At 72.2% G+C, this 21,437-nt stretch carries 22 protein-coding genes; 12 read left to right on the top strand and 10 right to left on the bottom strand.

From position 1 onward, the window contains the following. Window positions 1-207 precede the first annotated feature (207 nt). Window positions 208-1,362 carry a right-handed parallel beta-helix repeat-containing protein gene (locus ACZ5GT_RS37070; protein WP_469035363.1) on the top strand — a complete coding sequence of 385 codons (1,155 nt, stop codon included), beginning with the start codon at window positions 208-210 and terminating at the stop codon, window positions 1,360-1,362. A gap of 145 nt (window positions 1,363-1,507) precedes the next feature. Here ACZ5GT_RS37070 and ACZ5GT_RS37075 read toward each other — a convergent pair whose 3' ends face one another. From ACZ5GT_RS37075 to ACZ5GT_RS37085, 3 genes are all read right to left on the bottom strand, one after another. After that, window positions 1,508-2,338, bottom strand: coding sequence for a pectate lyase (locus ACZ5GT_RS37075; protein WP_469035364.1), 831 nt, complete (start codon window positions 2,336-2,338; stop codon window positions 1,508-1,510). A gap of 83 nt (window positions 2,339-2,421) precedes the next feature. Further along, a complete protein-coding gene (locus tag ACZ5GT_RS37080; RefSeq protein ID WP_469035366.1) occupies window positions 2,422-3,267 on the bottom strand; it encodes a hypothetical protein in 846 nt (281 codons plus the stop codon). Next, a complete protein-coding gene (locus tag ACZ5GT_RS37085) occupies window positions 3,264-3,830 on the bottom strand; it encodes a SigE family RNA polymerase sigma factor (protein ID WP_469035367.1) in 567 nt (188 codons plus the stop codon). The genes ACZ5GT_RS37080 and ACZ5GT_RS37085 overlap by 4 nt, the downstream gene beginning before the upstream one ends. Window positions 3,831-4,057: 227 nt before the next feature. Here ACZ5GT_RS37085 and ACZ5GT_RS37090 point away from each other — a divergent pair, with 227 nt between their 5' ends. Next, window positions 4,058-5,509, top strand: a complete 1,452-nt coding sequence (locus tag ACZ5GT_RS37090; RefSeq protein ID WP_469035368.1) for an NCS2 family permease — start codon at window positions 4,058-4,060, stop codon at window positions 5,507-5,509. Window positions 5,510-5,563: 54 nt separating this feature from the next. Here the strand turns inward: ACZ5GT_RS37090 and ACZ5GT_RS37095 are convergent, their stop codons facing one another. Both ACZ5GT_RS37095 and ACZ5GT_RS37100 read right to left on the bottom strand, forming a co-directional pair. Beyond that, a complete protein-coding gene (locus ACZ5GT_RS37095) occupies window positions 5,564-6,034 on the bottom strand; it encodes a GNAT family N-acetyltransferase (RefSeq protein WP_469035370.1) in 471 nt (156 codons plus the stop codon). 3 nt (window positions 6,035-6,037) lie between these two features. Next, window positions 6,038-6,814: an IclR family transcriptional regulator gene (locus ACZ5GT_RS37100; protein ID WP_469035372.1), complete on the bottom strand. Its 777-nt coding sequence runs from the start codon at window positions 6,812-6,814 to the stop codon at window positions 6,038-6,040. Between the two features lie 151 nt (window positions 6,815-6,965). Here ACZ5GT_RS37100 and ACZ5GT_RS37105 point away from each other — a divergent pair, with 151 nt between their 5' ends. The 5 genes from ACZ5GT_RS37105 (at window position 6,966) to ACZ5GT_RS37125 (ending at window position 11,600) form a co-directional block, all read left to right on the top strand. Further along, window positions 6,966-8,495: an aldehyde dehydrogenase (NADP(+)) gene (locus ACZ5GT_RS37105; RefSeq protein WP_469035374.1), complete on the top strand. Its 1,530-nt coding sequence runs from the start codon at window positions 6,966-6,968 to the stop codon at window positions 8,493-8,495. Between the two features lie 44 nt (window positions 8,496-8,539). Beyond that, window positions 8,540-9,148 carry a DUF1349 domain-containing protein gene (locus ACZ5GT_RS37110; RefSeq protein ID WP_469035377.1) on the top strand — a complete coding sequence of 203 codons (609 nt, stop codon included), beginning with the start codon at window positions 8,540-8,542 and terminating at the stop codon, window positions 9,146-9,148. An 82-nt stretch (window positions 9,149-9,230) separates the two neighbouring features. Then, on the top strand, window positions 9,231-9,734 hold the full coding sequence (locus tag ACZ5GT_RS37115; RefSeq protein WP_469035438.1) for a GNAT family N-acetyltransferase: 504 nt from the start codon (window positions 9,231-9,233) through the stop codon (window positions 9,732-9,734). Between the two features lie 75 nt (window positions 9,735-9,809). Beyond that, window positions 9,810-10,478, top strand: a complete 669-nt coding sequence (locus ACZ5GT_RS37120; RefSeq protein WP_469035379.1) for a DsbA family oxidoreductase — start codon at window positions 9,810-9,812, stop codon at window positions 10,476-10,478. A gap of 69 nt (window positions 10,479-10,547) precedes the next feature. After that, window positions 10,548-11,600 carry an aminotransferase class V-fold PLP-dependent enzyme gene (locus tag ACZ5GT_RS37125; protein ID WP_469035381.1) on the top strand — a complete coding sequence of 351 codons (1,053 nt, stop codon included), beginning with the start codon at window positions 10,548-10,550 and terminating at the stop codon, window positions 11,598-11,600. Window positions 11,601-11,640: 40 nt separating this feature from the next. Here the strand turns inward: ACZ5GT_RS37125 and thpD are convergent, their stop codons facing one another. The 5 genes from thpD to ACZ5GT_RS37150 form a co-directional block, all read right to left on the bottom strand. Then, complete coding sequence (gene thpD / locus ACZ5GT_RS37130) at window positions 11,641-12,534, bottom strand: ectoine hydroxylase (protein ID WP_469035383.1); 894 nt, start codon at window positions 12,532-12,534, stop codon at window positions 11,641-11,643. A gap of 6 nt (window positions 12,535-12,540) precedes the next feature. Then, window positions 12,541-12,945 (bottom strand): ectoine synthase, encoded by a 405-nt coding sequence (locus ACZ5GT_RS37135; RefSeq protein WP_469035385.1) that lies wholly within the window; start codon window positions 12,943-12,945, stop codon window positions 12,541-12,543. A gap of 37 nt (window positions 12,946-12,982) precedes the next feature. Then, entirely contained in the window at window positions 12,983-14,254 is a 1,272-nt protein-coding gene (gene ectB, locus ACZ5GT_RS37140; protein ID WP_469035387.1) for a diaminobutyrate--2-oxoglutarate transaminase, read from the bottom strand. A 79-nt stretch (window positions 14,255-14,333) separates the two neighbouring features. Continuing rightward, on the bottom strand, window positions 14,334-14,840 hold the full coding sequence (ectA, locus tag ACZ5GT_RS37145) for a diaminobutyrate acetyltransferase (RefSeq protein ID WP_469035389.1): 507 nt from the start codon (window positions 14,838-14,840) through the stop codon (window positions 14,334-14,336). Between the two features lie 316 nt (window positions 14,841-15,156). Next, window positions 15,157-16,269: a pyridoxal-phosphate-dependent aminotransferase family protein gene (locus tag ACZ5GT_RS37150; protein WP_469035391.1), complete on the bottom strand. Its 1,113-nt coding sequence runs from the start codon at window positions 16,267-16,269 to the stop codon at window positions 15,157-15,159. A gap of 176 nt (window positions 16,270-16,445) precedes the next feature. Between ACZ5GT_RS37150 and ACZ5GT_RS37155 the strand changes: the two genes are divergently transcribed. The 5 genes from ACZ5GT_RS37155 (at window position 16,446) to ACZ5GT_RS37175 (ending at window position 21,095) form a co-directional block, all read left to right on the top strand. Then, window positions 16,446-17,297, top strand: coding sequence for an ABC transporter substrate-binding protein (locus ACZ5GT_RS37155; protein ID WP_469035393.1), 852 nt, complete (start codon window positions 16,446-16,448; stop codon window positions 17,295-17,297). Beyond that, window positions 17,294-18,133 carry an amino acid ABC transporter permease gene (locus ACZ5GT_RS37160; protein WP_469035395.1) on the top strand — a complete coding sequence of 280 codons (840 nt, stop codon included), beginning with the start codon at window positions 17,294-17,296 and terminating at the stop codon, window positions 18,131-18,133. The genes ACZ5GT_RS37155 and ACZ5GT_RS37160 overlap by 4 nt, the downstream gene beginning before the upstream one ends. Further along, entirely contained in the window at window positions 18,130-18,921 is a 792-nt protein-coding gene (locus ACZ5GT_RS37165) for an amino acid ABC transporter ATP-binding protein (RefSeq protein WP_469035397.1), read from the top strand. Before ACZ5GT_RS37160 ends, ACZ5GT_RS37165 begins: the two co-directional genes overlap by 4 nt. A 21-nt stretch (window positions 18,922-18,942) precedes the next feature. Then, window positions 18,943-20,034: an amidohydrolase family protein gene (locus ACZ5GT_RS37170; protein WP_469035399.1), complete on the top strand. Its 1,092-nt coding sequence runs from the start codon at window positions 18,943-18,945 to the stop codon at window positions 20,032-20,034. 158 nt (window positions 20,035-20,192) lie between these two features. Beyond that, the gene (locus ACZ5GT_RS37175; RefSeq protein WP_469035402.1) at window positions 20,193-21,095 is read left to right on the top strand and encodes an SCO1860 family LAETG-anchored protein; all 903 of its coding nucleotides are present in this window, start codon (window positions 20,193-20,195) and stop codon (window positions 21,093-21,095) included. Window positions 21,096-21,437: the final 342 nt, after the last annotated feature.

Below are 21,437 nucleotides of genomic sequence, written 5' to 3' on the forward strand. Positions count from 1 at the left end.
TCCCCCCCCCCCACCCCCCCCCCCCCCCCCCCCCCCCCCTCCCCCACCCCCCCCCCCCCCCCCCCCCCCCCCCCCCCCCCCCCCCCCCCCCCCCCCCCCCCCCCCCCCCCCCCCCCCCCGCCGTGCGTTCCCGGACGGCCCCGGCAACCTCCCGCGGCCACGGTGGCGACTGGGACGCGTAACCTCCCCCTAGGAAAGGAGCGCCCAGTGCGTCACAGCACCGGACGCCACCGCAGGACCCGCACCCTCTCGATCGCGGCGACGGTGGCCCTCGCCGCGGGAGCCGGCGGCGTCCACCTCGGCCTGTCGGGCGGCGGCGCCCGGGCCGCCACCACCACGGTCACCGTGTCCACCACCGCCCAGCTGGAGTCGGCCGTCAGGAACGCGGCCGCCGGTACCGTCATCCAGGTGCGCGCCGGCACGTACTACCCGACGGCCACCCTCAAGTCCACGGCCAGTGGCACCGCGTCGAACCGGATCACGCTGCGGGCGTACGGCGGCGAGAAGGTCAAGATCGACGGCTCCCGGCTGCCCGACGGGTCCTGGCTCGCCGGCGTCCACGGCAGCTACTGGACCGTCCAGAACCTCACCTTCCGGAACTCCCCGGCCCAGGGCTTCGTCGTCACCTCCTCCACCGGCGGGATCTTCGAGAACCTCGTCACCGCGGACAACGGCGACTCCGGGTTCACCCTGCGCGGCGACGGCACGGTGGACAACCTCGTGCGGAACCTGGACAGCCACGGCAACTACGACGCCGACGGCCATGGTCAGAACGCCGACGGCATCGCCGTCAAGTTCGGCTCGGGCACCGGCAACAGGATCACCGGCGCCCGGCTGTTCGACAACTCCGACGACGGGCTCGACCTCTGGCAGTTCTCCTCGCCGGTCACCATCGAGCACTCCTGGGCCTTCGGCAACGGCAGGAACCGCTGGCACGACCCCGCCTTCGAGGGCAACGGCAACGGGTTCAAGCTGGGCGGCGGGGGCGTCGCGGTGGCGCACGTGGTCAACGACGACGCGGCCTGGGACAACACCGGCAACGGCTTCACCGAGAACTCCAACACCGGCGCGATCGCGCTGAACCGCAACACCGCCTACGCCAACGCCGAGGCCGGCTTCTGGTTCGCCACGGGCAGGGCGCGGCTCGCGCGGAACCTGGCGGTGGGCGACAAGGGCGGCCCGGCGAAGCTGGGCCCGTCGACGGCGTCCGCGGCGAACAACTGGGACCGCGGGGTGGCCACCTTGTCGTTCCGGTCGACGGACGCGACGACCGCCCACGGCGCCCGGGCGTCGGACGGGTCGCTGCCGGCGACCGCCTTCCTGACGACCGGCTCCACCACGATCGGCGCCACCATGGACTGACCGCCGACGACCCCTGGCGTGCGAACGCCCCGCCGGTCGTCACCGGCGGGGCGTTCCTTCCGCCGGCCGAGGGGGGCTCAGGCCGGCAGGTTCACGGTGCACCGCACTTCGGAAGACGTCAGAAACGGGCGCGAGGTTGTCCCGCTCAGCCGTACGTGATGTCGGACGAGGAGAACTTGCAGGTCGTCCCGTCCGCGCCGGTGCCGAGCTCGGTCGGCTCCTTGCCGGTGTTGTTGCCCTTGTAGCGGACGCAGGTCTTGATCTTCTTCTTGCTGTCGCCGTGGACGCGGATCCTCGACAGCGTGGCGGTGTCGCCGTAGTTGGCGTTGACGCCGACGATCGCCTTGCCGGGCGCGGTGACGTCGATGTCGCTGAGCACGACGGTCCGCTTGTACTGCGTCTTGCAGTTGCCGCAGGAGCGCACCAGCTTGCCGAAGTTCTCCACCTGGAAGCCGGTCACGGTCAGCTTGCCCGCGCCGTTGAACTGCAGCACCTTGTCGTCGGCGTTCTTCGCGCCGCCGCCGGTCACCCTGTAGACGGCCGACGACGACTTGCCCTTGAAGGAGGCCGCGTCCTCGCCGACGTCCAGCCACCACACGTTCTGCAGCGTGCAGCTGCCCAGGCAGTGGACGCCGTCCGCGGCCGGGGTGCCGATGATGACGTTCTTCAGCGTGGCCCCGTCGGCGAGCTCGAAGATCGGCCCCTGGTTCTCGCTCTGGCTGCTGGTGCCGAGATCGCCGGCACCGTAGAACTTCTTCAGCGCGCCGTCGTACGTGCCCGACACCTCGATCGTCGAGGACACGGCCTTGCTGCCGGTGGCGGTCGGCCAGGCGGTCGCGGCGCCGGCGGAGGACAACAGCGTCGTCGTGACGATCGCCGCGCCGGTGATGCCGAAAGCGGCGGCACCGCTGATCACCGCCCGCCGCCTGGTGACCCGGCGGCGGTGGCGGACGCGCTGTTCTGCTCGTGCAGTCATGCCATTCCTTGCGTGGGAGGGGGACCTTGCGCTTCCTGGTCGCCGCCCGCGCGGAAAGGGTTGCCGCCTCCGGCAGATCTTTTTTACGAGTCGCCCTCGCCGTCCGGGTGGGCCGCGAAGCCGCCGCCCACCGTGCGCTGCCGGCCGTCGGCCGTGCCCCTGATCGTGTAGCTGTCGTCCTTGGCGTCCCGGCCGCCGCGCGCGTGGTCGTACTGCCCGGCGAACACCCACTCGCCCTTGGGGACCGTACGGCCCTCCTTGAGCACCCAGGTGTAGACGAGGAAGCCGTCCCGCTCCCCGACCGTGACGGTGAAGTCCTGCTCCGGCAGGGACCGCCAGGCGCCCGCCGAGGACACCCCGCCGGTCTGCGCGACCCTCAACTGCACGGTGAGCGCGGTCAGTTCCCGGCTGGTCTTCAGGGTGACGTCGCTCTGCGCCCAGAAGTCGTTGCTGTGCGGGTCCACCGAGCCGTCGGACCACAGCGGGCCGTCCGACTCGGCGTCGGCGGACGGCAGCGCGGTGGCGGACGCGGAGGGCCTGCCGGAGGGGGAGGTGCTCGGCGTGCGGGACGGCGGCGCCCCGCTCGGCGTCGGGTCCACGGGCGGCAGCGGCGCGCGGCTGGTCGCGTCGGGCGACGGGGTCGGGGTCGGCGAGACGGCGACCGTCTGCGGCGGCGCCGGCGTGTCGTCCTTCACCGCGGACGCCACCGCGTAGCCGCCGACCGCGAGCATGCCCGCGACCGCGGCCGTGGCGCCCACCACGCGCGCCCAGCTCCACACCGGCGGCCGGACCGCCCGGTGGCCGGTGCGTCCGTGCTCGCTCATGCCCCGCTCGACGCGGGCCAGGATGCGGGCCCGGTCCGGCTGGTGCGCCTCCGCCGCCTCGTGCAGCCGGGCGCGCAGCTCCACATGCACGTCCTGCTGCCTCATCGGGTCCGTCCTCCGCTCTCGCCGCCGCGTGTCATCGCCGCGTGCACCTTCTGTGGAACGCCCTGGGAGCCGAGCAGCTTCTGCAGTTCGGCCATGCCCTTGGACGTCTGGCTCTTCACGGTACCCACGGACACTCCCAGGGCGAGCGCGGTGTCCTTCTCCGACAGGTCGAACGCGTGCCGCAGCACCACGCACGCCCGTTTGCGGAACGGCAGCCTGCGCAGGGCCTCCTGCACGTCGACCACGCCCGCCACGTCGGGGTTCTCCGTCTTCTCCTCGCGCTGCGACCAGAACAGGGAGATCCGCCGGCGTTCACGCACGGCGCTGCGGATGCGGGTGCGCGCCAGGTTGGCGACCACCCCGCGGGCGTAGGCCACCGGGTGGTCGGCCTCGCGGACCCGGTCCCAGCGGTGCCACAGCGCGAGCAGCGCGTCCGCCGCCAGGTCGTCGGCGGCGTCCGCCTCGCCGGTCAGCAGATGGGCGAGACGGGCGAGTTCGGCGTAGTGCCGTTCGAAGAAGTCATGGAACTCCACCGAGGCTGCGTCGTCGACGACAGTGCCCACGGGCGACCTCTCTGTGCGTGTCATGCGAATGACATGTGTAGGTCCGGGGAGGACCCCGGCGAGATCCGGAAGCGTAGCAGCGGCGGATCATGCCACTCGTACGGGCCTTCGAACGCAGTCTGACGGACCGGCTGATTCCGTAACACGGGGAAAACCTGAAACCGCCTCACCGAGGGAACAATCCAGCCAGCATCCGCATCGATCACCAGCAGGCAGGGAGCACCCGCATGTCCGAGACACAGCAGGCGGCCGACCGGTCCGCCGCCGCGCCACCCCCGGCGAACGGCCTGGACCGGTTCTTCAAGATCTCCGAACGGGGGTCCACCTTCGGCAGGGAGATACGCGGCGGCTTCGCCACGTTCTTCACCATGGCCTACATCCTTGTCCTGAATCCCATCATCCTGGGCAGCGCCAAGGACAAGTTCGGCCACTCGCTCGACACCGGCCAACTCGTCACCGCCACCGCCCTGGTGGCCTGCGTGATGACGGTGATCATGGGCGTCGGCGGCAACCTCCCGCTCGCCATCGCCGCCGGGCTCGGCCTCAACGCCGTCGTCGCCTTCCAGCTGGCCCCGCTGATGAGCTGGGACGACGCGATGGGCCTGGTGGTCCTGGAGGGCGTCCTGATCTGTGTGCTGGTCCTCACCGGCCTGCGCGAGGCCATCATGAACGCCATCCCGCAGCAGCTGAAACAGGCCATCGGCGTCGGCATCGGACTGTTCATCGCCTTCATCGGCTTCGTCGACGCCGGGTTCGTCAGCCGCATCCCGGACGCCGCGCACACCACCGTGCCGGTGCAGCTCGGCGCGGTCGGCCGGCTCACCGGCTGGCCGGTGCTGGTGTTCTGCCTCGGCGTGCTGCTCACCATCGCGCTGCTCGCCCGCAAGGTGAAGGGCGCGATCCTGATCAGCATCATCACCATGACGGTCGTCGCGATCGTCATCGACGCCGTCGCCGACATCAAGAGCTGGGGCCTGACCACGCCCAAGGTCCCGGACCGGATCCTGGAGGCCCCGGACTTCGGACTCGTCGGCCACTTCAGCCTGTTCGGCGGCTTCGCCGAGGCCGGCGTGCTCACCGCCGTCCTGCTGGTCTTCACCCTGGTGCTGTCGGACTTCTTCGACGCCATGGGCACCATCGTCGGCATCAGCGCCGAGGCCGGACTGCTCGACGACAAGGGCCAGGTGCCCGGGATCGGCCGGGTGCTGTTCATCGACGGCGCCGCCGCGGTCGCCGGCGGCATGGGCTCGGCCTCCTCCAACACCGCCTACATCGAGTCGGCGGCCGGCGTCGGCGAGGGCGCCCGCACCGGGCTGGCCAACCTGGTCACCGGCGGCCTGTTCGGGCTGGCGCTGTTCCTCACCCCGCTGCTGACCATCGTCCCGCTGCAGGCGGCGGCGCCCGCCCTGATCGCGGTGGGCTTCCTGATGATGACCCACGTCAAGCACATCGACTGGGACAGGTACGAGATCGCCATCCCGGCGTTCCTCACCATCGCCGCGATGCCGTTCACGTACTCGATCACCGACGGCATCGGAGCGGGCTTCCTCGCCTACGTGGTCATCAAGTCGGTCCTCGGCAAGGCGCGGGAGGTGCACCCGCTGCTGTGGGGCGTCTCGGCGCTGTTCCTGGTGTACTTCGCGATCGACCCGGTGGAGCAGATCCTCGGCGTGAAGTGACGCCCGCCGCCCCGGCGTCCGTGAACGCCGGGGCCGGCGCGGGCCGGGCGGTGCTCACCCCGGCAGGGTCAGCACGACCTCGTCGATCTCCGCGCCGCGGGCCGGCGCGTACCCGGTCGCCCGGGCCGTCTCACGGAAGCCGCACTTCTCCAGCACCCGCCGCGAGCCGGTGTTGTCCGCCGCCGCCCGGGCGTACAGCGGGCGCTCCGGCACCTCGGCCAGCAGCGCGCGCAGCGCCGCCGTGGCCACGCCCCGCCCCCAGTAGGCCCGGTCCACCCAGTACGTCACCTCGCGCTCGCCCGGCTCCCCGTACACCGCCGCGCTGCCCACCACGTCGCCGTCGGCCAGGACGGTCCGCGTGACGGCGTCCGAGGCCCGGATCCGCTCCCACCGGTCGTCGAACGCGACCCGGTCGGCGGGGTCCTTCGCGGTGAAGGCCGCCATACGCAGCGCCTCCGGGTCGTTCATCTGCCGGAAGAACACCGGCAGATCGCTGTCGTGCACCTCGCGCAGTACGACGTCCATCCCTCAAAGCCTCCGGGTCGCCAGGGTCAGCCGGTCGCGCGCGTCGAACAGCGCGTCCTTCACCATCTGCTCGTGCGCGGGGGTCAGCCGCGCCACCGGCACCGAGCAGCTGATCGCGTCCCGGGCCGGGGTGCGGTACGGGATCGCCACGCCGAAGCAGCGCAGCCCCAGCGTGTTCTCCTCGCGGTCCACGGCGAAACCCTGCTCGCGGACCTGGTGCAGTTCCTCGATGAGCTGCTCGCGGTCCGTGATGGTGTTCTCGGTGAGGGCGGGCAGCGTCTCCGGGAGCAGCTTGCGGACCTGCTCGTCGGTGTACGTGCTCAGCAGCGCCTTGCCGAGGGAGGTGGAGTGGGCGGGCAGCCGGCGGCCGACCCGGGTGAAGGGGCGCAGGTAGTGCTGCGACTGGCGGGTGGCGAGGTAGACGACGTTGGTGCCGTCCAGGCGGGCGAGGTGGATGGTCTCCGTGGTGTCGTCCGACAGCCGGTCCAGCGTCGGCCGGGCCACCGCGACCACCTCGTCGCCGTCGATGTACGACGTGCCGACGAGCAGCGCCCGCACCCCGATCCCGTACCGCGTGCCCGTCGCGTCCGTCTCCACCCAGCCCAGTTCCACGAGCGTGCGAAGCAGCATGTACAGGCTGGACTTGGGGTAGCCGACGGCCTCCTGGACCGAGGCGAGGGAGTGCATGCCGGGGCGGCCGGCGAAGTACTCGAGCAATTCAACGGTCCGCACCGCGGACTTGACCTGCGATCCGCCGCCGCCTGTCTCGCCTGCCGCCATCGCCCTCTACCCCTTCGTCGGACGGAACTGTGGAGCTATAGTCTCCAACAGCTATTCATCATCAGAGACACCGTTCAGCATATCGAACACCCTGGTGGATGAACCCAGAAACTGCGGCGACAAGGCGCAGGAGATACGTGGAGGGACCGCGGTGGCAGCAGCACCAGTCTGGAGTGTCGACCCCCGTACCGGGAAGCAGCGCGAGCAGGTTGCGGTGGAGGCCACAGCCCAGGAGGTGGACGCCGCCGTCCGCGCCGCGCACGCCGCCCGCGGGGCCCTCGCCGACCGCGCCGTGCGCTCCGCCTTCCTGCGCACCGCCGCCGAACAGCTGGAGGCGGCCAAGGACGGGCTGGTGGAGACCGCCGACGCGGAGAGCGCGCTCGGCCCGGTCCGGCTCACCGGTGAACTCGCCCGCACCTGCTACCAGCTGCGGGCCTTCGCGGACATCGTCGACGAGGGCGCGTTCCTCGACGTGATCATCAACCACCCCGACGACACCGCGACCCCGCCCATCCCCGACCTGCGCCGCTACAAGGTGCCGCTCGGCGTCGTCGCGGTCTACTCCGCGTCCAACTTCCCCTTCGCCTTCTCCGTCGCCGGCGGCGACACCGCGAGCGCCCTCGCGGCCGGCTGCCCGGTCGTCGTCAAGGCCCACCCCGACCACCCCGCCCTGTCCGAGCTGGTCGCCAAGGTGCTGCGCCGGGCGGCCGCCGCGCACGGCATCCCGGACGGGGTGCTCGGCCTGGTGCACGGCTTCGAGGCGGGCGTCGAGCTGGTCAAGCACCCGCTGGTGACCGCCGCCGGCTTCACCGGCTCCGTCCGGGGCGGCCGGGCGCTGTTCGACGCGGCGGCGGCGCGGCCGGTGCCGATCCCGTTCCACGGCGAGCTGGGCTCGCTGAACCCGGTCGTCGTCACCGAGGCCGCCGCGGCCGAGCGGGCGGAGGCCATCGGCGCGGGCCTCGCCGGGTCGATGACGCTCGGCGTCGGGCAGTTCTGCGTCAAGCCGGGCCTGGTGCTGGCGCCGTCCGGCGCGGCGGGCGACCGCTTCCTGAAGTCCCTCACCGACGCCGTGAGCGACACCGACGCCGGCGTCCTGCTCGACCACCGGATGCGGGACAACTTCCTCGCCGGTATCGCCGAGCGCAGCGCGCTGCCCGAGGTGGAGTCCCCGGTGACGCCCGGCGCGGGCGGCGAGCACACCGTCAGTGCGGGCTTCCTGGTGGTGTCGGCGGACAAGCTGGCCGAGGAGGGCGCCTACGACGTGCTCCTGGAGGAGTGCTTCGGACCGGTCACCGTGGTGGCCCGCTACGAGGACGAGGCCGCCGTGCGTGAGGTGCTGTCGCGGCTGCCGGGCAACCTCACCGCCACCGTCCACCTGTCCACGGAGGAGGCCGCGGGCGAGGGACGCGGCGCGGAGATCCTGGCGGAGCTGACGCCGATCGCGGGCCGGGTGCTGGTCAACGGGTGGCCGACCGGAGTCGCGGTCGCCCCGGCCCAGCACCACGGCGGTCCCTACCCGGCGACGACCTCCACGTCGACGTCCGTGGGCGGCACGGCCATCGAGCGGTGGATGCGCCCGGTGGCCTACCAGGGCGCTCCCGAGGCGCTGCTGCCGCCGGAGCTGCGGGACGACAACCCGCTGGGCCTGCCCCGCCGTTTCAACGGCCGCCTCGAGCACTGACCCCCGCCCGGCCCGCGCGGTCACCGGCCTGGCAGACTCGCCGGATGGACGTCGAACTGCCGCCCCTGCCCTTCCCGCTGCGCACCTACGGCCCGGACGGGCACTGGTCCTACGAGGACGGCGTCCTCACCGGGTGGGCCGGTGCCCGCCAGGACCGGTTCGTACCGCCCACCGGGGAGGCGGTGGACCCCGCCTCCGACGCGCCCCGCCTGCTCGGGGCGCCGGAGGGCGACTTCCAGCTGATCGCGCGCGTCACGGTCGGCTTCGGCGCCGCCTTCGACGCCGGAGCGCTCTACGTCCACGTCGGCGAACGGGCCTGGGCCAAGCTCTGCCTGGAGTACTCCCCGGACCTGCCCACGGTGTGCACGGTGGTCACCCGCGGCCACTCCGACGACGCGAACTCCTTCACGGTGGACGGCAGTTCGGTGTGGCTCCGGGTGAGCCGCACCGGCCGCGCCCTCGCCTTCCACGCCTCCCGCGACGGCGAACGCTGGACCTTCGTCCGGCTGTTCACGCTGGGCGGCGAGGAGGAGACGGGCGCGGCCCTGGTCGGCTTCCTGGCGCAGTCGCCGATGGGGGAGGGCTGCGTGGTGACCTACGACCACATCGAGTTCCGGCCCAACTGGCCGCGCGACCTGCGAGACGGAAGCTGAACGCCCCGGGCGCCCACCGCGCCCGGCCCGGCCGGCGCCTGCCGGGAACCGCGCCCGCGCCGGGCGCGTCCTCCGACACGTGATCAGAACGCACCGGACCGCCGGCCCCCCGGTGGTCAGGACCGCCCTGCCCGCCGAGGCCGCGGCCGTCGCCGCGCTGCACGCCCGGGCCCGGTCGACGTACTACCCGGACGGCCCGCCCGACGACGGCACCGACTGGCCGGCCAGGTGGGCGGAGGCCATCGGGCGTGCCGACCGTCGCGTGCTGTGCGCGGTACTCGACGGCCGCCTGGTGGGCATCGCCTCCTTCCGTGACCCGCGGGGCGCGCCCGCGGAGCCGGTCGAGCTGTTGCAGCTGCACACCGACCCCGGCCACTGGGGCCGGGGCGTCGGCACCGCCCTGCACACGGCCTGCGTGGAGGAGTGGCAGGCCGACGGCAGACGGACCGCCGTCCTCGCCGTGCACATCGGCAACCTGCGCGCCCAGGCCTTCTATGCCGGCCGGGGCTGGACCCCGGACCCCCGGCAGCCCCCGGCCGAGGACGACCACCACCTGCTGCTGCGCCTCACCGTGGCCGGGGAATGACCCCGGCTCGTTGAACGTTCACGCATGCGGCGGAGGGAGTCTCCGCACCCGTGCGAGCCGACAGGAAGCCGAACCATGCGCGTCGAGATCTGGAGCGACATCGCCTGCCCCTGGTGCTACGTGGGCAAGGCCCGCTTCGAGAGGGCGCTCGCGGACTTCCCGCACCGCGACCGGGTCGAGGTGGTGCACCGGTCCTTCGAACTGGACCCGGGCCACGCCAAGGACGACGTCCAGCCCGTCCTCACCATGCTGACGAAGAAGTACGGCATGAGCGAGGCGCAGGCGCAGGCCGGTGAGGAGAACCTGGCCGCGCTGGCCGCCGCCGAGGGCCTGGCCTACCGCACCCGGGGCCGCGACCACGGCAGCACCTTCGACATGCACCGCCTGCTGCACCTCGCGAAGGAGCACGGCAGGCAGGGCGAACTGCTCCAGATCCTCTACACCGCCAACTTCGCCGAGGAGCGCTCCGTCTACGCCGACCACGAACGGCTGGTGGAACTCGCCGTCGCCGCCGGTCTGGACGCCGAGGACGCCCGCGGGGTGCTCGCCGACCCGGACGCCTACGCAGACGCCGTCCGCGCCGACGAGCGCGAGGCCGCACGGCTCGGCGCGACCGGCGTCCCCTTCTTCGTCCTCGGCCGGCGGTACGGCGTCTCCGGCGCCCAGCCCGCCGAGGCCTTCGCCCAGGCACTGGCCCAGGCCTGGGACGAGCACGAAAAGACGCAGGCCGGAGCGCATTCATAAGCACCGCTTGGGGCGGTCACGCAGAAATCCGCAATGGACGGGTGTCCGCGCGGGGCCCAGAGTGGACCCATGGAGACCTTCGAGAGCCTCGTCCGTTCCGAGTTCGCCCCGAAGAACACCTACCTGAACACCGCGAGCAACGGACTGCTGCCCGCCCGTACCGTGGCCGCGCTGCACGAAGCGGCGCTGCTGCGCGCCGAGGGCATGCCGCTGGGCCCGCTGCACGCTGACGTGGAGAAGTCCCGGGCCGCCTTCGCCCGGCTGGCCGGCGTCCCGGCCGGCCGGGTGGCGGCCGGGACATCGGTGGCCGCGCACACCGGGGTGATCGCCGCGTCGCTGTCGGCCGGCGCCGAAGTCCTCACCGCCGAGGGCGACTTCACCTCCGTGTTGAACCCGTTCCACGTGCGCGGCGACCTGAAGGTGCGCACCGTGCCGCTGGAGCGGATCGCCGACTCGGTCCGGCCGGGCACCGCGCTCGTCGCGGTCAGCGCCGCCCAGTCCGCCGACGGCCGGATCGCCGACCTGCCCGCGCTGCGCGAGGCGGCCCGGCGGCACGGGGCCCGTACGTACGTCGACTTCTCCCAGACCGCCGGATGGCTGCCGGCGGAGGCCGCCGCCCACGACTTCGCGGCCACGGTCTCCTACAAGTGGCTGCTCGGCCCGCACGGGGCGGCCTTCCTCGTCGTCCCGGAGGACTTCGGCGGGCTGACGCCGGTCCTGGCCGGATGGGTCGCGGGCGAGGAGCCCTGGCAGAGCTGCTACGGGCCGGTGTCCGAACTCGCCCGCTCCGCACGGCGGTTCGACATCAGCCCCGCCCTGTTCACCTTCGCCGGGCTGCGCTCCTCCCTGGAGCTGATCGAGGAACTCGGCGTGGACGCCGTGCGCGCCCACGACCTCGCGCTCGCCGACCGCTTCCGCGCGGGACTGGCCGCACTGGGCCACGAACCGCTCCCGGCGCCCGGCTCGGCGATCGTGTCGGTGCCCGGACTCGGCCACCGGCAGCCCGGGTTGAGCGACGCGGGCATCGAGGTCTCCGACCGCGCGGGCAACCTGCGGGCCTCCTTCCACCTGTACAACACCCCCGCCGACGTCGACCGGCTGCTGGACGTGCTGTCCGGCTGACCGGCCGCGGCGGCGGGGGTGTCGGCGGCGCGGGGGCGGGTCACCTCACGGGTGTGAAGTCCCGCGCGCCGATGAACTCCGGCCGCCGCACGGGCGCCGCGAACGGCTCGACGGCCGCGTTCTCCACGCTGTTGAACACGATGAAGACGTTGCTGCGCGGGAACGGCGTGATGTTGTCGCCGGACCCGTGCATGCAGTTGCAGTCGAACCAGGTCGCCGAGCCGGCCTTCCCGGTGAACAGCCTGATGCCGTACCGGGAGGCCATCGCGGTCAGCGCCTCGTCGGACGGCGTGCCCGCGTCCTGCATCTGCAGCGACTTCTTGTAGTTGTCCTCGGGCGTGGCCCCGGCACAGCCCAGGAACGTCCGGTGCGAGCCCGGCATGATCATGAGCCCGCCGTTGGTGTCGAGATTCTCGGTCAGCGCGATCGAGACCGACACCGTCCGCATGTTCGGCAGGCCGTCCTCGGCGTGCCAGGTCTCGAAGTCCGAGTGCCAGTAGAAGCCGCTCGCCCCGAAACCGGGCTTGACGTTGATCCGCGACTGGTGGACGTACACGTCCGAGCCGAGGATCTGCCGCGCCCGCCCGACGACCCGCTCGTCGCGCACCAGGTTCGCGAACACCTCGCTGATCCGGTGCACTTCGAAGACGGACCGGATCTCCTTCGACTTCGGCTCGACGACGGACCGTTCGTCGGCGCGGATCGCCGGGTCGGAGACCAGCCGGTCCAGCTCACGCCGGCAGACCTCCACCTCGTCGGGGGTGATGAGCTGGTCGACGGCGAGGAAGCCGTCGCGCTCGTACTGCTGGAGGTCGGTGGTGGAGACCGGCCCCGGCGTGTCCGGGGAGCCCCAGACGACCGGGTCCGGGCGCGGGACGGTCACCTCGCTGGTGCCGCGCGTCGGGTAGAGATCCTGCACGGGAGCGGTGGTCATGGGTCCTCACACCTCCTCGGGCTCGGTGAGCAGGGGGTACACGCCGTTCTCGTCGTGGTCCTCCCGGCCGGTGACGGGCGGGTTGAACACGCAGACGCAGTGGAAATCCTCCTTGACCTTCAGCGTGTGCCGCTCGTGGCCGTCGAGGAGGTACATGGTGCCGGGAGTGATCGTGTACGTCTTCCCGGTCTCGTGGTCGGTGAGTTCGGCCTCGCCTTCAGTGCAGACGACGGCCTCGATGTGGTTGGCGTACCACATCGACGTCTCGGTCCCGGCGTACAGGATCGTCTCGTGCAGGGAGAAGCCGACCCTCTCCCTGGCGAGGACGATGCGCTTGCTCTCCCAGGTGCCGGACGCGGCCTTCACATGCCGGTCGGTGCCTTCGATGTCCTTGAACGAACGGACGATCACGGTGCTGCGATGCCTCCTAGGTGGGTGATCCGGATGGTCAGGCGGTCTCGCGGACCGACCGGGCGAGGACGCTCAGGCCCTCGTCCAGCTCCTCGGGGCTGACGGTGAGCGCCGGGAGCAGCTTGACGACCTCGCTCTCCGGGCCGGACGTCTCGATCAGCAGCCCGAGTTCGAAGGCGCGCCGCGCGACCTTCTCCGCGCGCCCCTTGTCGTGGAACTCCAGGCCCCACACCAGCCCGCGGCCCCGGTACTCCTTGACGTCGGCGAGGTTCTCCTCGGCGACGGCGATCAGCCCCTGCTCGACCTGCTCGCCGCGGGTCCGGGTCTGCTTCTCCATCGCGGAGCCGTCCGCCCAGTACGCCTCCAGGGCGGCGGTGGCCGTCACGAACGCGGGGTTGTTGCCACGAAAGGTGCCGTTGTGCTCGCCCGGCTCCCAGATGTCCAGCTCCGGCTTGAACAGGCACAGTGACATCGGCAGGCCGTAACCGCTGATCGACTTGGACACGGTGACGATGTCCGGCACGATCCCCGCCTCCTCGAAGGAGAAGAAGGCGCCGGTACGGCCGCAGCCCATCTGGATGTCGTCGACGATCAGCAGCATGTCCTGCCGCTCGCACAGCCCGGCGAGCGCGCGCAGCCACTCGGGGCGCGCGACGTTGATGCCGCCCTCGCCCTGCACGGTCTCGACGATGACCGCGGCGGGCTTGTTGAGCCCGGAGCCCTGGTCCTCCAGCAGCCGCTCGAACCACAGGAAGTCCGGGACCTGCCCGTCGAAGTAGTTGTCGAACGGCATCGGCGTGCCGTGCACCAGCGGGACGCCGGCCCCGGCCCGCTTGAAGGCGTTGCCGGTGACGGCGAGCGAGCCCAGCGACATGCCGTGGAAGGCGTTGGTGAACGACACGATCGCCTCGCGGCCCTTCACCTTCCGCGCCAGCTTCAGCGCCGACTCCACGGCGTTGGTGCCGGTCGGCCCCGGGAACATGACCTTGTACGGCAGGTCGCGCGGCCTGAGCACCAGGTTCTGGAAGGACTCCAGGAAGGCGCGCTTGGCGGTGGTCGACATGTCCAGCCCGTGGGTGACGCCGTCGCGCTCCAGATAGTCGATCAACGCCCGTTTCAGGACCGGGTTGTTGTGCCCGTAGTTCAGCGAGCCGGCGCCGGCGAAGAAGTCCAGGTACTCGTGGCCGTCCTCGTCGTACATGCGGCTGCCGTGCGCGCGGTCGAAGACGGTGGGCCAGCCGCGGCAGTAGCTGCGCACCTCGGACTCGACGGTCTCGAAGACGCTCAGGTCGGGCTGGGTGATGGTCACGGCGAATCGCTCCTCGTTGCGTGGGGGAGTGCGTGGGGAGGGTGTGCGGGAGTGCGGGGGCGGGAGTGGCCTGGGGGCGTCAGGGGGTGAGGGGGCCGATGCGGTGGAGGACCTCGGCGTCGTGCGGGCCGTCGGGGAACAGGTCCGCGCCGAACAGCACCTCGCGCTCCACCCGTGCGCCGTGCCGCTCGGCGAACGAGGCGAACAACCGCTCGGAGGCGGTGTTGCCCGGGGTGATGGTCGTCTCGAGCGTGGTCAGCCCGTGCTCCGTGACGGCCCGGGCCGCCAGGGCGTCGAGCAGCGCGGCCGCGAGCCCCCGCCCGCGGTACGTCTCATCCACCGCCACCTGCCAGACCAGCAGGGTGCGCGGACGGTCCGGCCGTACGTAGCCGGTGACGAAGCCGACCGGTTCTCCGTGCTCGTCACGGGCCACGGCCGTGGTGCCGGCGAAGTCGCGGCACCACAGCAGATAGCTGTACGACGAGTTCAGGTCGAGGGTCTTCGAGTCCTTCGCGATACGCCACAGAGCGGCGCCGTCCGCGACCGACGGACGGTCTATTTGCAGTTCTGCTTGTGCGGCAGTCATGCAAATTGAACTTACCGAGGGAATTGCAAAAATGCATCGCGCGAGGGGGTTACCTGCGCAGGGGTCCTGTGTTATCGCGCGGGCGCGTGCGATTGCGCGAAAGCCGCCCCGAACATCCGGTTTTGACCGGCATGAACAATGACAAATCGGTCGGGATGTGTAACGCGTCACACCCATGTGACCTACACGGGATCCGCTTGAATTGCGCCGGTCGGCGTTCGCAGAATCTTCGCGTTTAGGCCAAGAAAAAGCGGGCAGAAGACGAAGGTCGACTGCCCGTTGATAAACTCCGGAATTACCTCTGAATTAGTTTCTGCTAATCCTGCTGATGCGATACCGCACCCTGTGCCGCCCGGTCCGCCGCCGCCACGTCCACCGTCAGGCCCCGCTCCGCCAGCGCGGCGCCGAGCGCGGCCAGGCAGCGCCGCACCGTCTCCACGGAGGCGTCCGGCCCGTAGTGGTTGACCCGGATCATCTCCTTGGCCAGCGCGCCCCCGCCCGCGGCCAGCGGCAGCGCGGGGTCGGCCTCCAGGGCGCGTGCCACCAGCTCCGACGCCACCGTCTCCGCCGGCACCCGCAGCGTGGTGGCGACCGGCGCCGCCTCCCGGGCCTCGTACACGTACGGCTCCAGCCCGCCGCCCATCGCCAGGGCGCCCGCCCGGGTCGCGGCGGCGGCCGACGCGTGCCGGGCCATCACCGTGTCCAGGCCCGACGTCTCGATCCGCTCCAGGCACGCCTCCAGGGCGAGCATCTCCAGTTGTGCCGGAGCGTGCAGCAGTGCCTTGCGCCCGCCGTCGATCCAGCGCTCCTTCCAGTCCAGCAGCGAGAGGTACGACCGGCGCGGGGCCCGCGGGTTCGCGGCCATCCGCGCCCACGCCCGCGCGCTCACCGACACCGCCGAGACGCCGGCCGGCCCGCCCATCGCCTTCTGCGCCCCGATGACGCACAGGTCCACCCCCCACGCGTCCGGCAGCACCGGCTCCGCGCCGACCGACGCCACGGCGTCCAGGTAGAACAGCGCGCCGCGCTCCCGCACCACCTCGCCGATCTCCGCGACCGGGTTGGTGTTGCCGGTCGCCGCCTCCGCGTGCACCAGGGACACGAAGTCGATCTCCGGATGCGCCTCGAACGCCTCCCGGACCTGCTCGGCGCGCACGGCCGTGTGGAAGGGCACCGCCAGGTCGACGACCGTCGCGCCGCAGTCCCGCAGCCAGTCGCCGAAGGTCTGCCCGTACGGGCCGGTGATCACGTTCAGCGCGGTCGTCCCCGGCCCCGCCGTCGCACGGATCGCGCCCTCCAGCGGCAGCAGGGCCTCGCCCTGCGTGATCAGGACGTCCTGGGCGGTGCCGAGCAGCCGTGCCACGCGGTCCTCGATGGAGGCGAAGCGGGCGGCGCTCAGCGGGGCGAGGTCCAGAAGGGGGTGGGTCACGACAGGGCTCTCTTCTCGCTGGCGGGGTAGACGCAGTCGAGCGTAATCCCTGCCTCCGCACCGCCCCCGACCGGCGACTTCTCAGGCTGTACGGCTCCGCAGCCATCGAATTTGTTTGAGACACTCAAACATGTCCTTATAATCGGAAGCCACAGTTCCCCCACAGGAGGTCCCCAGTGAACACCGTCCCCGGGCGCCGGATCCGCTTTCTGGCCGCCACCACCGCGACGGCCGGGCTGGTCCTCGTGGCCGGCTGCACCTCGAGCGGCAGCGGCGGCAGCGGCGGCAAGACCGCGGCCGGCGGGGTCGAACTGGTGAAGGCCGGACAGCTCACCACCTGCACCCACCTGCCGTACCCGCCGTTCCAGTCGGAGATCGACGGCAAGGCGCAGGGCTTCGACGTCTCCCTCGTCGACCTGGTCGCCAAGGACCTCGGGGTGCGGCAGCAGATCGTCGACACGCCGTTCGAGAACTTCAAGACCGGCGCGTTCCTCAACTCCGGCCGGTGCGACCTGGCCGCCGCCGGCATGACCATCACCGAGGAGCGCAAGAAGAACGTCGACTTCTCCGACCCCTACTTCGACGCCACCCAGGCCGTCCTCGTCGACCGCGGCAGCGGCGTCCGCTCGCTCGCCGACGTAAAGGCCAAGGGCGTCAAGCTCGGCGCCCAGGCGCAGACCACCGGCGAGGACTACGCCAGGAGCAAGGGCTTCGACCCGGTCTCCTTCGAGTCCTCCGACGCCGTCCTCAACGGTCTGCGCACCGGGCAGGTCAAGGCCGTGATCATCGACTACCCGGTCGTGCAGGGCTGGCTGAAGGACAAGGCCAACGCCTCCGCGTTCGAGGTCGCCGACAACCTCAGCACCGGCGAGCAGTACGGCTTCACGGTGAAGAAGGGCAACACGAAGCTCCTCGCCGCGGTCAACAAGGCGATCAAGGACGCGAAGGCCGACGGCACGTACAAGAAGCTGTACGAGAAGTGGATCGGCCCCTACGACGCCTCCGCCGCGTCGCCCTCCGCCTCATGACCGACACGGACCTCCGCACCCCGGCCCCGCCCCGCAGGAAGGGGCTGACCCGGCGGCAGAAGCGCCGTCTGTCGCGCGGCGCGCAGTACGTCGTCTTCGTCGCCGCCGTGGCCGCCTTCGCGGCCTCGGCCGACTGGGGGCGGCTGCGCAACCAGTTCGCGCAGTGGGACATCGCGCGGCAGATGTTCCCCGAGATCATCACGCTGGCGCTGAAGAACACCGTCCTGTACACGGTGTCCGGCTTCGTCGTGGGGCTGGCCCTCGGCATGGTCGTCGCGCTGATGCGGCTGTCGTCGGTCGGCCCCTACCGCTGGCTCGCCGGCGTCTACATCGAGATCTTCCGCGGCCTGCCCGCGCTGCTGATCTTCATCTTCATCGGCGTGGCCGTACCGCTGGCCTTCCCCGGCACGGAGATCGTCGGCGGCACGTACGGCAAGGTCGCGCTCGCGCTGGGCCTGGTGGCCGCCGCGTACATGGCCGAGACGATCCGCGCGGGCATCCAGGCGGTGCCCAAGGGGCAGCTGGAGGCGGCCCGTTCGCTGGGCTTCTCGCCCGCCCGGGCGATGGTCTCGATCGTCGTCCCGCAGGCGTTCCGCATCATCATCCCGCCGCTGACCAACGAACTGGTGCTGCTGTTCAAGGACTCCTCGCTGGTGCTCTTCCTCGGCGTCACCCTGGAGGAGCGCGAACTGTCCAAGTACGGCCGCGACCTGGCCAGCACGACCGCCAACTCCACGCCGATCCTCGTCGCCGGCCTGTGCTACCTGCTGGTGACCATCCCGCTCGGCTTCGTCGTCCGCCGCCTGGAGGCGAAGGCCCAGGAGGCCGTCAAGTGAGCAGTACCGCAGAGATCCGGCTCCAGGGGCTGCACAAGTCCTTCGGCGACAACGAGGTGCTGCGCGGCATCGACCTGGAGATCGCCCGGGGCGAGGTGGTGTGCGTCATCGGCCCGTCCGGCTCCGGCAAGTCGACCCTGCTGCGCTGCGTCAACCTGCTGGAGGAGCCCACCCGCGGCCAGGTCTTCGTCGGCGGCGTCGAACTCACCGACCCCGACGTCGACATCGACGCCGCACGCCGCCGTATCGGCATGGTCTTCCAGCAGTTCAACCTCTTCCCGCACCTCACCGTCACCGAGAACCTCACGCTGCCGCAGCGCCGGGTGCTGCGGCGGGACAAGGCGACGGCCGCGAAGGTCGCCGCCGAGAACCTCCGGCGGGTGGGCCTGGCGGAGAAGGCCGGCGCCTACCCCGCCTCCCTCTCCGGCGGCCAGCAGCAGCGCGTGGCCATCGCCCGCGCACTGTCGATGGGGCCCGAGGTGATGCTGTTCGACGAGCCGACCTCGGCGCTCGACCCCGAGCTGGTCGGGGACGTCCTCGCGGTGATGCGGATGCTCGCCGACGAGGGCATGACCATGATGGTCGTCACCCACGAGATGACCTTCGCCCGCGAGGTCGCCGACCGGGTCGTCTTCATGGACGGCGGCGTGATCGTCGAGGACGGCACACCGGCCCAGGTCATCGGCAGCCCCCGCCACGACCGCACCCGCCACTTCCTCTCCCGCCTGCTGGACCCGGCGATGGCCGACGTGGAGGAGACCCCGGACCGGGTGGCCCAGGGCGAATAGCCGGTCACTAGAGTGCCGTGCATGAGCGATCAGGCGGTGCTGCACGTGAAGGGCCGGGTCCTGGCCGGGCCCGACGACGTTCGCGACGAGCTGTGGGTCGTCGGCGGGCGGATCTCCTACGACCGTCCCGCCGGGGCGCGCGACGTCCGCAGCGTGGAGGGCTGGGCGCTGCCCGGCCTCGTCGACGCGCACTGCCACGTCGGCCTCGGCCCGCACGGCCCGGTCGACGAGGACGTGGCCGAGAAGCAGGCCCTGACCGACCGGGACGCGGGCACCCTGCTGATCCGCGACGCCGGCTCGCCCTCCGACACCCGCTGGATCGACGACCGCGACGACCTCCCGAAGATCATCCGGGCCGGCCGGCACATCGCCCGCACCCGCCGCTACATGCGCGGCTACGCCTGGGAGATCGAGCCCGACGCCCTCGTCGAGTACGTCGCGCGGGAGGCGCGCCGCGGCGACGGCTGGGTGAAGCTGGTCGGCGACTGGATCGACCGCGACCTCGGCGACCTGGCCCCCAGCTGGCCGGCCGACGCGGCCCGGGCCGCCATCGCCGAGGCCCACCGGCTCGGCGCCCGCGTCACCGCCCACTGCTTCGCCGAGAACTCCCTGCGCGACCTGGTCGAGGCGGGCATCGACTGCATCGAGCACGCCACCGGCCTCACCGACGACCTGATCCCGCTGTTCGCCGAGCGGGGCGTCGCCATCGTCCCGACGCTGGTCAACATCGCGACGTTCCCGCAGCTCGCCGCGGGCGGCGAGGCGAGGTTCCCGCAGTGGTCGGCCCACATGCGCCGGCTGTACGAACGCCGCTACGACACCGTCCGCGGCGCCTACGACGCCGGCATCCCCGTCTACGTCGGCACCGACGCCGGCGGTCACCTCGCCCACGGCCTGGTGGCGGGCGAGGTGGCGGAACTGGTCACCGCCGGAATCCCGGCCGTGGCGGCCCTGTCCGCGACGACCTGGGGCGCGCGCGACTGGCTCGGCCGTCCCGGCCTGGAGGAGGGCGCGCCGGCCGACCTCGTGGTGTACGAGGCCGACCCGCGGGCGGACGTGCGCGTGCTGGCGGCCCCGCGCAGGGTGGTGCTCGAGGGCCGGGTCGTCGGCTGAGCGCTCCGCCCCGTCGCGGGGGAGTCCCGGCCGTAATCGAATGCGTTCACGGGGAACGCTCGTTGGGGTGAACTGGTGCCGTATGGACGCCAGTTCACCCCGACGAGCGCAATTGTTGGCGGGTCCCGAGCACGTCTCTTCTGGGGGGTCCCACCACCTTGAACGGCAACAGCTTCCGCATGCCCGCACGCCGGCTCGCCACCGTCACGGCGGTCACCGCCCTGGCCGCCGGTCCCGCGGCCCTGGCCGGCTCCGGCTCCGCCCACGCGACCGCCGACCACGGCCGCGCGAGCGCCGTAGTCCTGCGCACCGGGCTCGACGTCGGCCTGCTCGACAAGACCGTGAACGTCCCGCTCACGGTCTCCCTCAACCAGGTCGAGGCGCCGCGGAGCGCCCGGAAGACCGCGCTGACCGCCCGGCTGGACGGCGTGAACGGCGGGAAGCCGTTCAGCGTGCTGAGCGCGGAGGTGGCGGACGCGCGGGCGACGGTCACCGCCGGCCGGGCCGAGGGCTCCACCACCCTCGCCCACGCCAGGCTGCACGTGCCCGGCCTGCCGCTGCTCTCGCTCGTCGAGGTGCAGCAGGTCACCGCGAAGGCGACCTGCGAGGCCGGGAAGGCGCCCGTCGCCTCCGCGAGCCTGCTCGGCTCGGTCACGGTCCTCGGCAAGAAGGTCACGCTCACCCCCGCCGGTCCGACGAACGTCGAGGTGCCCGGCGTCGGCGAGGTGCGCCTGGACCTGTCCCGGAAGCGGACCACCTCGCGCACGGCCGCCGCGACCGCTCTCGAACTGAAGGTCTCCGTCAACCCGTTGAAGCTCAACGTCGCCGAGGTGGAGGGCACGCTCACCCTGGCGGAGGCGACCTGCGAGGCCCCGCCCGCGCCCGCTCGCCAGAGCCCGGACCCGGCCGGCGACGTCAGGCCGCAGGGCGCGCCCGCCGAGCAGGCGGGGCTGGCCGAGACCGGCGGCAGCTCGGCGACGCCGTACATCGCGGGCGGGGCGCTCGCCCTGATCGCGGCGGGCGCCGGCGCGTTCGCCCTGACCCGGCGCCGCAGGAGCTGACCCCCACGGGGAGCGTGCCGCGGGGCGCGAACCCGGCGTCCTGGGCCGGGGCGGCGGCCGGGCGTGGGCGCGGACCTCGCCGACGGTCTCGGCGCGGGTGCACTTGCCGGGAGGGGGCCGGGGGGAGCGCCCCTTCCCGGGGGCCGCGGGGTGCTGCGGGCGGCGCGCTTCGCCCTGCTCGGGCGGCGGGGCGCGGGGTTCGATGTCCTGGGCCGGGGCGGCGGCCGGGCGCGGACACCGTCGCGGTGCCGGGCGGCTTGCCGGGAGGGGCTGGGGGAGCGCCGCTTCCCGGTGATCCGTGGTGGTGCCGCAGGCGGGTCGATCACCGTGCTCGGGGGGCGG

Source organism: Streptomyces sp. NPDC031340, assembly GCF_055569945.1.

Bases quoted from the DNA above. Each gene is read 5' to 3' on its own strand.
- ACZ5GT_RS37075 (WP_469035364.1), bottom strand. From the start codon at position 2,338: ATGACTGCACGAGCAGAACAGCGCGTCCGCCACCGCCGCCGGGTCACC.
- ACZ5GT_RS37080 (WP_469035366.1), bottom strand. From the start codon at position 3,267: ATGAGGCAGCAGGACGTGCATGTGGAGCTGCGCGCCCGGCTGCACGAG.
- ACZ5GT_RS37090 (WP_469035368.1), top strand. From the start codon at position 4,058: ATGTCCGAGACACAGCAGGCGGCCGACCGGTCCGCCGCCGCGCCACCC.
- ACZ5GT_RS37095 (WP_469035370.1), bottom strand. From the start codon at position 6,034: ATGGACGTCGTACTGCGCGAGGTGCACGACAGCGATCTGCCGGTGTTC.
- ACZ5GT_RS37100 (WP_469035372.1), bottom strand. From the start codon at position 6,814: ATGGCGGCAGGCGAGACAGGCGGCGGCGGATCGCAGGTCAAGTCCGCG.
- ACZ5GT_RS37110 (WP_469035377.1), top strand. From the start codon at position 8,540: ATGGACGTCGAACTGCCGCCCCTGCCCTTCCCGCTGCGCACCTACGGC.
- ACZ5GT_RS37120 (WP_469035379.1), top strand. From the start codon at position 9,810: ATGCGCGTCGAGATCTGGAGCGACATCGCCTGCCCCTGGTGCTACGTG.
- ACZ5GT_RS37125 (WP_469035381.1), top strand. From the start codon at position 10,548: ATGGAGACCTTCGAGAGCCTCGTCCGTTCCGAGTTCGCCCCGAAGAAC.
- thpD (WP_469035383.1), bottom strand. From the start codon at position 12,534: ATGACCACCGCTCCCGTGCAGGATCTCTACCCGACGCGCGGCACCAGC.
- ectA (WP_469035389.1), bottom strand. From the start codon at position 14,840: ATGACTGCCGCACAAGCAGAACTGCAAATAGACCGTCCGTCGGTCGCG.
- ACZ5GT_RS37160 (WP_469035395.1), top strand. From the start codon at position 17,294: ATGACCGACACGGACCTCCGCACCCCGGCCCCGCCCCGCAGGAAGGGG.
- ACZ5GT_RS37170 (WP_469035399.1), top strand. From the start codon at position 18,943: ATGAGCGATCAGGCGGTGCTGCACGTGAAGGGCCGGGTCCTGGCCGGG.